Genomic DNA, 11,487 nt, shown 5'->3' with positions numbered 1-11,487 from the left:
TATTGTAGACTATATTGATTATTACAACAACAAACGAATTAAGGTAAAACTAAAAGGACTTAGTCCTGTGCAGTACAGAACTAAATCCTTTTAATAATTATTTGTCTAACTTTTTGGGGTCAGTACATTCGAGAAAGGAGATTTTTATTTTATGGTCGTCCACCAGGGCCTCCATTTCCTTGAGGGCCACCGCCAGGTGCCCCTCCGCCTCCATGCATAGAACTGACAATCTCAGTTTGTTTTTCACCATTGAGATAGATATCTCCGCCTGTGTAGGTCGCTGTTCCATCAAAGTCAAAACCAGTTTGACCAGTCATTTTGATGGTTCCTCCATTAACTGTAATATTACCATTTGAGTCAATTGGATCCGTGTCCCCTTGACCAACTTCAACCGTCAAGTTCCCACCATTCATAGTGAAGAAAATTTCACTTTGTTGAGCATTTTTGTTGGCTGCATTGACACCATCATCCGTTGAATAGATGGCGATATCTCCACCGTTGATAGTAATTGACTTACCTTCAAGCCCTTCTGTAGAATTCTTAACGGTATAGGTACCACTATCAATAACCAAATCACCTGATGCGTGGATACCATCATCTCCAGCAGTAACAGTGATGGTATTGTCAGAGAGATACATGGTTCCTACAGATGTGTCCTCATCATTGTCGACCTTAACTCCGTCTTCCTTGGCATCGATAGTCATAGTTGTGCCGGTAATGTTGAGTTCATCATTAACATTAAAGGCATCCCCGACTGCTGTGATGTTGTAGCTTCCACCTGTGATGTGAAGTGTATCATTTGCCTTGATACCATTGTTTTTCTTACCATCTACATTGAGAGTTCCTTTACCGTTGATGGTCAAGTCCACTTTAGAGAAGAGCGCTGCATCCGCTTTTTCGTCACTATTAGTTGCTGAATCTGATAGGCTATTAGTTGTGCCATCTGCTAGAGTTAGGTAAACATGACCGGCTGATGTTGCAGATATAGCAGCATTGGTATTGGTCATGGTCACACCCTTTAGAACAATATGTACATCATCAGTCTTTTCGGCTTCAATCTTGATTTGAACTCCGTCGGATTGACCAGATATGACATAGGTTCCTGCCTTGGAGATTGTAACGGTAGATCCTGATACGGCAACTCCATCACCTGATACCTTCGCTGTTGATTCTGACAAGGTTACAGTTGCTGCTGTCTTTTCATCATAAGAAGTATCATAGTCCTTGTCTGTAAAATAGCTAGTTTTCTTAGCTTCTGTAGTTGATGTCGTTTTCGTTGTCGCAGTATTGCTAGCTGTTGTATTTGAAGTTGACTGGGTACAAGCTGTTACTAGTGCTAGAGTTGCTATACTCGTTAATAAGAATGTCCATTTTTTTGCTTTCATGCTCGTTTCCTCGACTTTCATTTTACATGCTCTTAGTCTACGTGACTTTCCTAAAATAAGCCTAAACTTTTTCTGAAAGTTTTCTTAAGTTTAGTTTCAATTAAGTTAAATTTAACAAAAGTTTTAGATAAACTCTTTAAAATCCTAGACAAACAAGCTCGTCCTTGTTTAAAAATAGTATAACCTAAGATTAGAGGAGAAGGACTTATGAAACCAATCGAAACAACTTTTAAACGGATTGAAACCAAATATGTTGTCTCCAAAAAAATATTAGACAAACTGGTTCAGGATTTAAAGAAATATTTGGTAGAAGACGACTATCCAATTTCAACAATATCAAATATCTACTTTGATACAGAAGACTTTGATATTCTCCAAGATGAGCATCTTGGCGACAAACGAAAAGAAAAGGTACGGATGCGGACCTATCTCAGCCAAGCTAAAATAGATAGTCAAGTTTTTTTAGAAATCAAAACTAAGGACCAAGAAGGGATTGGTCGCAAGTACCGACTGCTCTCAACTCCTAGTTCCATCATCAATTTCATAACCAAAGGGCACTTGGATGCTAGCATTACTGATACAGTCGTCATTGAAAAAGTGAAAAAACTTCAGCATGATTACAAACTCGCTATCAAGCCTCGTATGTACATCTACTACGATCGTTATTCATTAAAAGAAAAAAAATACATCGAGGGCTACGACTATAATAAAATTCGTATCACCATTGACCAAAATCTAATCTATAGAGATGAAAATGTCAGTCTCTTTGCAGGAAATCAAGGGGCCCCTCTATTAGATGACAATACTGTGATTATGGAGATTAAAGCTCCTGGAAACAAACCTCAGTGGTTACAAGATATTCTAGACAAGTATGGTTTGATGGAGCACAAATTTTCAAAATACAGTTGTGCTTACCACAAATCTCAAGGGCTTCCTTATGCACCACGTCCCAGTATAGAAAGCGCAGGTATCGCTTATGCTTAATCTATTTAATTCCATTTTCAACAACGCCACTGCAAGTGCAGATCCCTTCCAACTACTGCTGGCACTTCTAGTCAGTCTAGTCCTCGGTTTGGCACTTACTTGGACCTACAAATATCGGACCCTCTACACCAGAGAATTTGCTATCAGCTTGACTCTGCTTCCCTGCCTTATGACCTTGGTTATTTTTCTGGTCAATGGGAGCTTGGGTACGTCAATTGCTGTAGCCGGAACCTTTAGTTTGATTCGTTTCCGTTCTGCAACGAGTGGTTCAAGAGAACTGATTGCTATTTTCCTAGCCATGATTATCGGTTTGGCTTGTGGAACAGGCTATCTCTTCTTGGCTATTCTCTTCACCCTCTTTATCTTGGGTGTTTGGTTCCTTTTGGAAAATCAACAGGTCAAAACTGACAATCAACGCCGTAGACTTTTAACAATCACGGTAGCTAATCAAGAGAAGATTCAAGATGCTATCCAATCTGCTCTTGACCAATTCTGCTCAGAAATTGACATGATTACGATCAATAGCACAAATGCAGGGGACAATCTTAGCATTGTCTATGAAGTCGAGCTAAAAGCAGAGGTCGATGATTTCCAAGTGACTAGCTATCTTACACAAAATATTGATAAATGCGATGTGGCATTGACTAAAAAAGCTAAAAAGAGAAAAAATCTCTAAAGACGAAAAACGAGGCTGGGATAAAAATTCCGACCTCGTTTTTTGCTAGCAATAAGTTTTTGATACTGAAACTGGTTAGGCTTTTCGATTTCAAAGAGCTCTTTTGAAAAAGACTTCATTTTCTCTTTCTACAACCTTTAATTTTCTTTAACTGGAATCTCTTTGATAACTCGTGCTGGATTTCCTGCCAGAACGACATTATCTCCAAAAGATTTAGTAATGACCGCTCCTGCTCCTGCAACGACATTATCCCCTAAAGTAACACCCGGTAGGACAATGACACCACCACCTGCCCAAAAGTTCTTGCCAATCGTGATTGGTTTCCCAAATTCTAATCCCGAGTTTCGTTCATCGGGATCCAGCGGATGAAGAGGTGTTAAAAACTGACAATTAGGACCAATCATGGCATTATCACCAATAGTAATCGGACATACGTCCAACATGGTCAAATTCCAATTGGAATAAAAATTTTCTCCCAGATGAATATTGACCCCGTAATCTACCATCAAGCGAGTGTTGATGTAGAGATTTTCACCAGTAGAACCAAACCATCCTTTGATGATTTCCATACCTTTTACTGGATCTACCTCTTCATTAAAAGCGGCTTGCTTTTGTCGCGCTGTTTGTGCTAGAGAACGGAGGTCTGGGTCGAATGGGTGATAGGGTTCTCCCACGATCATTTTTTGATATTCTGTTTTCATGTTTTAATTTCCTTGCTTTTTTAGATGATTGTAGCATAGTATTGTATCTCGAGCAAGTTAAAATAAGTCGCTCTTTATGAATTAAAAATGTAGGTAGAACGCAAACCTAACATTAAATACAAAAAGCGAACAAATCCAGTTTTCTGACAATCAGAATTCTGCCTTGTTCGCTTTTTTACCTAATATATAGTGTTTAAGAATCTATAGTGAATGATTAATCTTTTCATCTCAGATCTTAAGTAACATCTACTTATTCACTTACTTCAACAGTTTCAACGACTTCTTCTACAGTCGTATCAACTGGAGCTTCTTCTTGTGAAGATGCTAGGTAAGACTCTTCGTTGACTGCTTGTGGTTCAAGGTTACGGTAACGTGCCATACCTGTACCAGCTGGGATAATCTTACCGATGATAACATTTTCCTTAAGACCAAGGAGATGGTCTTTCTTACCACGGATAGCTGCGTCTGTAAGGACACGAGTTGTTTCCTGGAAGGAAGCTGCTGACAAGAAACTATTTGTTTCAAGTGAGGCTTTGGTGATTCCCATAAGGACTGGACGACCAGTCGCTGGCACTCCACCTGCGATGAGAACATCCTTATTAGCATCTGTAAAGTCGTTGATGTCCATAAGAGTTCCCATGAGAAGATCTGTGTCTCCTGGATCCATAACACGAACTTTACGGATCATTTGACGAACCATTACCTCGATGTGTTTGTCACCGATTTCTACCCCTTGGCTACGGTAAACTTTTTGTACTTCACCGAGGAGGTAAGTTTCAACTGATAAGACATCACGTACAGCAAGGAGACGTTTTGGTTGGATTGAACCTTCTGTCAATGCTGCACCACGAGAGACTTGGTCCCCAACTTCAACACGCATACGAGCTGTAAATGGTACCACGTATTCGCCTTCTCCAGTTTCACCTTTAACGAAGACTTTCTTAGTACGAGTTGAAGCATCTTCTTCAATCGCTGTAACTTCCCCTTTGACCTCTGTGATAACCGCTTCCCCTTTAGGATTGCGGGCTTCAAAGATTTCTTGGACACGAGGAAGACCCTGAGTGATATCGGTATTTGAGGCAACCCCACCCGTGTGGAAGGTACGCATTGTAAGCTGTGTACCAGGTTCCCCGATAGATTGAGCAGCGATTGTACCAACTGCTTCACCAACTTCAACCGCATCACCAGTCGCCAAGTTGATACCGTAACAGTGACGGCAGACACCATGACGAGTGTTACATGTAAATACTGAACGGATAGTTACTTCTTCGACACCAGCATTGACAATTTCACGCGCCTTGTCTTCTGTGATCAATTCATTTGGACCAATGATAACTGCACCAGTTTCTGGGTGTTTAACAGTTTTCTTAGTGTAACGACCATTGAGACGTTCTTCAAGAGACTCAATCATCTCTTTACCTTCAGTAATAGAACGGATCAAGAGACCACGGTCAGTTCCACAGTCATCCTCACGAATGATAACGTCTTGGGCAACGTCAACCAAACGACGAGTCAAGTAACCTGAGTCGGCTGTCTTAAGAGCCGTATCGGTCATACCTTTACGAGCACCGTGTGTTGAGAAGAACATTTCGAGTACTGACAAACCTTCGCGGAAGTTTGAAAGGATTGGCAATTCCATGATACGTCCGTTCGGAGCAGCCATCAGACCACGCATACCGGCAAGCTGTGAGAAGTTTGAGATGTTACCACGGGCTCCAGAGTCCATCATCATAACGATAGGGTTCTTAGGATCTTGGTTGGCAACCAAACGTTTCTCGAGTTTTTCACGGGCAGCACGCCATTCAGCTGTAACAGCATTGTAGCGTTCGTCATCTGTGATCATACCACGACGGAATTGTTTGGTAATTTGTTCAACACGTTTGTGTGATTCTTCGATGATTTCAGCCTTGTCTTCAACGACTGGAATATCAGCAATACCCACTGTCAAACCTGCAAGAGTTGAATGGTGGTAACCGAGGTTCTTCATACGGTCAAGTAGGGCAGAAGTTTCTGTCGTACGGAAACGTTTGAAGATTTCAGCGATGATATTTCCAAGGTTTTTCTTCTTGAATGGAGGGTTAAGCTCAAGTTTGCTGATAGCTTCCTTGATATCTCCACCTAGTGGCAAGAAGTATTTAGCTGGAACGCCTTCTGTCAAGTTGGCATTATTTGGTTCTTGCAAGTAGGGTAGACCTTCTGGCATGATATCGTTGAAGAGGATCTTACCAACAGTTGTAAGCAAGATTTTGTGTTTTTGCTCTTCTGTCCATGGTTTGTTAAGACTGTCTGTTGCGATACCAACACGTGAGTGGAGGTGAACATAGCCATTGCGGTAAGCCATAACAGCTTCGTCACGGTCTTTGAAGACCATTCCTTCACCTTCACGACCAGCTTCTTCCATGGTCAAGTAGTAGTTACCCAAAACCATGTCCTGAGATGGAGTAACAACTGGTTTACCATCTTTCGGGTTCAAGATGTGCTCAGCAGCCAACATCAAGATACGAGCTTCTGCTTGGGCTTCTTCTGAAAGCGGTACGTGGATGGCCATTTGGTCCCCGTCAAAGTCGGCATTGTAGGCTTCACAGACAAGCGGATGCAAGCGAAGGGCCTTACCGTCAATCAAGACAGGTTCAAAGGCTTGGATACCCAAACGGTGAAGGGTCGGTGCGCGGTTCAAAAGCACTGGGTGTTCTTTGATAACTTCTTCGAGGATATCCCAGATACGCTCATCTCCACGTTCCACCAAGCGTTTAGCGGCTTTAACGTTTTGCACGATATCACGCGCAACGATTTCACGCATCACAAATGGTTTAAAGAGCTCGATAGCCATTTCACGTGGCACACCACATTGGTACATCTTAAGAGTTGGACCAACGGCGATAACGGAACGTCCTGAGAAGTCAACACGTTTACCAAGCAAGTTTTGACGGAAGCGTCCTTGTTTACCTTTGAGCATGTGGCTCAATGATTTAAGTGGACGGCTACCTGGTCCTGTAATTGGACGACCACGACGACCATTGTCAATCAAAGCGTCAACCGCTTCTTGAAGCATACGCTTCTCATTTTGAACGATGATACCTGGTGCGTTCAACTCAAGCAAACGAGCCAAACGGTTGTTACGGTTGATAACACGACGGTAAAGGTCGTTCAAGTCAGATGAGGCAAAACGGCCACCATCCAACTGCAACATTGGACGAAGATCTGGTGGAATAACCGGAAGGATGTTAAGAATCATCCATTCAGGTTTGTTTCCAGACTTGTAAAAGGCATCCAAAACATCCAAACGACGGATAGCTTTGATACGTTTTTGTCCAGTTGCTGTCTTCAATTCTTCTTTAAGCTCAGCAATTTCTTTTTCAAGATCTACTTGTTTCAAGAGGTCTTGGATAGCTTCGGCACCCATTTTAGCAACGAATGATCCGTAGCCATATTCACGCAAGCGCTCACGGTATTCACGCTCTGTCATGATTGATTTGTGCTCAAGTGGTGTATCCTTCGGATCGATCACCACATAAGCTGCAAAGTAGATAACTTCCTCAAGTGCACGAGGACTCATATCAAGGGTCAAGCCCATACGACTTGGAATCCCCTTGAAATACCAGATATGAGATACAGGAGCTTTTAACTCGATGTGTCCCATACGTTCACGACGAACTTTTGTACGCGTTACTTCAACACCACAACGGTCACAAACAATCCCTCTGTAACGAATGCGTTTGTACTTACCACAAGCACATTCCCAGTCTTTTGTAGGACCAAAGATGACTTCGTCAAATAGTCCTTCACGTTCTGGTTTCAACGTACGGTAATTGATTGTTTCAGGTTTTTTGACTTCTCCATAAGACCATGAACGGACTTTGCTTGGAGAAGCTAGTGTGATTTGCATACTTTTAAAACGATTTACGTCAACCACTATTTCTTCCCTTTCTATTCTAAGTGAGCTACTTATTCTTGTTCAGTAGCTTCTTCTGTTGCTTCCGCTTTTGCACCTTCTTCAGCTTCAAAAGCAGCTTTTGCTTCTTCAGCAGCTTTTTTACGTGCTTTTTCAAGGTCATCTACGTGGATGACATCTTCGTCCATGCCCTCGTCAAGATCACGAAGTTCAACTTCTTGATCATCTTCGTCAAGAACACGCATGTCAAGACCAAGTGATTGTAATTCTTTAACAAGAACTCGGAAGGATTCTGGAACACCTGGTTTTGGAATTGGTTTTCCTTTTGTAATAGCTTCATATGCTTTCAAACGTCCGTTGATGTCGTCAGACTTGTAAGTCAAGATTTCTTGAAGAACATTTGAGGCACCATAGGCTTCAAGCGCCCAAACCTCCATCTCACCGAAACGTTGTCCACCAAACTGAGCCTTACCTCCGAGTGGTTGTTGCGTAACTGTTGAGTATGGTCCGACTGAACGAGCGTGCAATTTATCATCAACCATGTGGTGAAGTTTGATCATGTACATGACACCAACTGACACACGGTTGTCAAATGGCTCACCTGTACGTCCATCGTAAAGGATAGTCTTAGCATCGCTATCCATACCTGCTTCCTTAACAGTTGACCAAAGATCTTCTGAACTTGCTCCGTCAAAGACTGGTGTTGCGATGTGGATACCAAGAGTACGAGCCGCCATACCAAGGTGAAGCTCCATAACCTGACCGATATTCATACGTGATGGTACCCCAAGTGGGTTCAACATGATGTCGACTGGAGTTCCGTCCGGAAGGTAAGGCATGTCTTCTACAGGAACGATACGAGAAACAACCCCTTTGTTTCCGTGACGTCCGGCCATCTTATCTCCGACCTTAATCTTACGTTTTTGAGCGATGTAAACACGAACTAGCATGTTAACGCCTGATTGCAATTCATCACCGTTTGCACGTGTAAAGATCTTAACATCACGAACGACACCATCGGCACCGTGGGGTACGCGAAGAGAAGTGTCACGAACTTCACGAGATTTATCTCCGAAGATAGCGTGCAAGAGACGTTCTTCAGCTGAAAGGTCTTTCTCACCCTTAGGTGTTACTTTACCTACAAGGATATCCCCTTCTTTAACCTCAGCACCGATACGGATAATACCCATTTCGTCAAGGTCTTTAAGAGCATCTTCACCAACGTTTGGAATTTCACGAGTAATTTCTTCAGGCCCAAGCTTTGTATCGCGAGTTTCTGATTCGTATTCTTCAAGGTGGACAGATGTGTAGACATCGTCTTTCACCAAGCGTTCGCTCATGATAACGGCATCCTCAAAGTTGTAACCTTCCCAAGTCATGTAGGCAACGATTGGATTTTGCCCAAGCGCCATTTCTCCATTTTCCATAGAAGGTCCATCAGCGATAAAGTCACCTTTTTCTACAACGTCACCAACTTTAACAAGCGTACGTTGGTTGTAGGCAGTACCTGAGTTTGAACGACGGAATTTTTGGATATGGTAAACATCCAATGAGCCATCTTCACGACGAACTTCTACCTTGTCAGCATCGGCATAAGTAACTTTACCATCATACTGAGCAATTACAGCCGCTCCAGAGTCATGGGCTGCTTGATATTCCATACCAGTACCAACGTAAGGTGCTTTTGGATCAATCAATGGTACAGCCTGACGTTGCATGTTGGCACCCATGAGGGCACGGTTGGAGTCATCGTTTTCCAAGAAAGGAATACATGCTGTCGCAACAGCAACTACCTGTTTAGGAGAAACGTCCATGTAATCAACACTTGATGCTGGATATTCTTGGTTAACCCCTTGGTGACGTCCCATGACAACTTTTTCAGCAAAAGTGCCATCTGTGTTCAATTTAGAGTTAGCCTGTGCTACTGTGTACTCATCTTCTTCATCGGCTGTTAACCAAACGATTTCGTTAGTTACTTTTCCAGTTTCACGATCAACCTTACGATATGGTGTTTGAATGAAACCATACTTGTTGAGGTGTCCGTATGAAGACAAGTTGTTGATCAAACCGATGTTTGGTCCCTCAGGTGTCTCGATTGGACACATACGACCATAGTGAGTGTAGTGCACGTCACGCACTTCATATCCAGCGCGGTCACGTGTCAAACCACCAGGTCCTAAGGCAGACAAACGACGTTTGTGTGACAACTCAGAAAGTGGGTTGTGTTGGTCCATGAACTGTGACAATTGTGAAGAACCAAAGAATTCTTTGATCGCTGCAGTCACTGGACGGATGTTAATGATTTGTTGAGGTGTTAACACTTCGTTATCTTGAACAGACATACGTTCACGAACGTTACGTTCCATACGTGAAAGTCCAAGGCGTACTTGGTTGGCAAGCAATTCACCAACTGCACGGATGCGACGGTTTCCGAGGTGGTCGATATCATCCACACGACCAATACCTTCTGCTAAGTTGAGGAAGTAGCTCATCTCAGCCAAGATATCTGCAGGAGTTACGATACGAACCTTGTCATCTGGATTTGCATTACCGATGATAGTTACAACACGGTCTGGATCAGTTGGTGCAACAACCTTGAATTTTTGAAGAACAACTGGCTCTGTTACTACAGCCGCATCATTTGGAATGTAGACAATCTTGTTCAAATCGCCATCCAAATGGCTTTCAATGCTTTCAATCACGCTACGAGTCATAACTGTCCCAGCTTCCACCAAGATTTCACCTGTTTCAGGGTCTACCAATGGTTCAGCAATGGTTTGGTTAAGCAAACGTGTTTTAACATTGAGTTTTTTATTGATCTTGTAACGACCAACTGCAGCCAAGTCATAACGACGTGGGTCAAAGAAACGAGCTACAAGCAAGCTACGTGAGCTTTCAGCAGTCTTAGGCTCACCTGGACGAAGGCGTTCGTAGATTTCCTTCAAAGCTTCGTCTGTACGAGAGTCCATTGGGTTCTTGTGAATATCTTTTTCAACAGTGTTACGAACAAGATCGCTGTCACCAAAGATATCAAAGATTTCATCATCGCCTGAGAAACCAAGCGCACGAACCAAGGTCGTAAATGGAATCTTACGAGTACGGTCGATACGAGTGTAGGCGATGTCTTTTGAGTCGCTTTCAAGTTCCAACCAAGCTCCACGGTTAGGGATAACAGTTGAACCGTAACCCACTTTACCATTTTTGTCTACCTTGTCATTAAAGTAAACACCTGGAGAACGCACCAACTGTGATACGATGATACGTTCACCACCATTGATGATAAAGGTTCCCATCTCAGTCATGATTGGGAAATCACCAAAGAATACTTCCTGTGTCTTGATTTCGCCAGTTTCTTTGTTAATCAAGCGGAAGGTTACAAAGATAGGTGCTGAGTAGCTGGCATCGTGGATACGAGCTTCTTCAAGCGTATATTTAGGTTCTTTGATTTCGTAGCCAACAAATTCCAACTCCATTGTGTCTATGAAGTTTGAAATTGGCAATACATCTTCAAACACTTCCTTCAGACCATGGTCTAGGAAATCTTTGAATGAATCAGTTTGAATTTCAATCAAATTTGGTAAGTCAAGAACTTCTTTGATTCTTGAAAAACTACGACGGGTACGATGTTTCCCGTATTGAACGTCATGTCCTGCCAAGATGATTCTCCTTTTTAAATAAAGTTCCAAGCTTAGTGATCTAAGCTAGTAATTATCGTTAGATGGTTCTAAAAACCCTATCAACTTATCCCCCTCGACTAATTTTCAGAATCTTTAAATCTTTGTTACAAAGGCCGAAAAACCTGAAAAAAAGCACAAAAAGAGCAGCTAAATCCGACTTTTTCAGGAGATT

At 42.4% G+C, this 11,487-nt stretch carries 7 protein-coding genes; 3 read left to right on the top strand and 4 right to left on the bottom strand.

Annotation, left to right across the window (positions count from 1 at the left end; all coding sequences use genetic code 11):
- Positions 1-94: IS3 family transposase (locus tag QM911_RS05460; protein ID WP_414313348.1), on the top strand; the 94-nt coding region annotated here is incomplete at its 5' end.
- Positions 95-149: 55 nt separating this feature from the next.
- On the opposite strand, the gene QM911_RS05455 is transcribed toward QM911_RS05460, so the two are convergent.
- Entirely contained in the window at positions 150-1,385 is a 1,236-nt protein-coding gene (locus QM911_RS05455; protein ID WP_414313346.1) for a carbohydrate-binding domain-containing protein, read from the bottom strand.
- A gap of 207 nt (positions 1,386-1,592) precedes the next feature.
- Here QM911_RS05455 and QM911_RS05450 point away from each other — a divergent pair, with 207 nt between their 5' ends.
- Together QM911_RS05450 and QM911_RS05445 are read left to right on the top strand one after the other, a co-directional pair.
- Entirely contained in the window at positions 1,593-2,369 is a 777-nt protein-coding gene (locus QM911_RS05450) for a polyphosphate polymerase domain-containing protein (RefSeq protein WP_414313345.1), read from the top strand.
- Positions 2,362-3,045: a DUF4956 domain-containing protein gene (locus tag QM911_RS05445; protein ID WP_070461114.1), complete on the top strand. Its 684-nt coding sequence runs from the start codon at positions 2,362-2,364 to the stop codon at positions 3,043-3,045. Before QM911_RS05450 ends, QM911_RS05445 begins: the two co-directional genes overlap by 8 nt.
- Before the next feature lie 137 nt (positions 3,046-3,182).
- Here the strand turns inward: QM911_RS05445 and QM911_RS05440 are convergent, their stop codons facing one another.
- From QM911_RS05440 to QM911_RS05430, 3 genes are all read right to left on the bottom strand, one after another.
- Complete coding sequence (locus QM911_RS05440) at positions 3,183-3,746, bottom strand: sugar O-acetyltransferase (RefSeq protein WP_414313344.1); 564 nt, start codon at positions 3,744-3,746, stop codon at positions 3,183-3,185.
- A gap of 250 nt (positions 3,747-3,996) precedes the next feature.
- A complete protein-coding gene (gene rpoC / locus QM911_RS05435; protein ID WP_414313343.1) occupies positions 3,997-7,659 on the bottom strand; it encodes a DNA-directed RNA polymerase subunit beta' in 3,663 nt (1,220 codons plus the stop codon).
- A gap of 32 nt (positions 7,660-7,691) precedes the next feature.
- The gene (locus tag QM911_RS05430) at positions 7,692-11,294 is read right to left on the bottom strand and encodes a DNA-directed RNA polymerase subunit beta (protein WP_414313342.1); all 3,603 of its coding nucleotides are present in this window, start codon (positions 11,292-11,294) and stop codon (positions 7,692-7,694) included.
- Positions 11,295-11,487 lie beyond the last annotated feature (193 nt).

The sequence above is a fragment of the Streptococcus infantis genome (genome assembly GCF_047460825.1).
In the GTDB taxonomy this organism is placed as follows: domain Bacteria; phylum Bacillota; class Bacilli; order Lactobacillales; family Streptococcaceae; genus Streptococcus; species Streptococcus infantis_V.
Note: the sequence above shows the minus strand (reverse complement) of the source record. Positions and strands in the feature narration are given on the sequence as shown.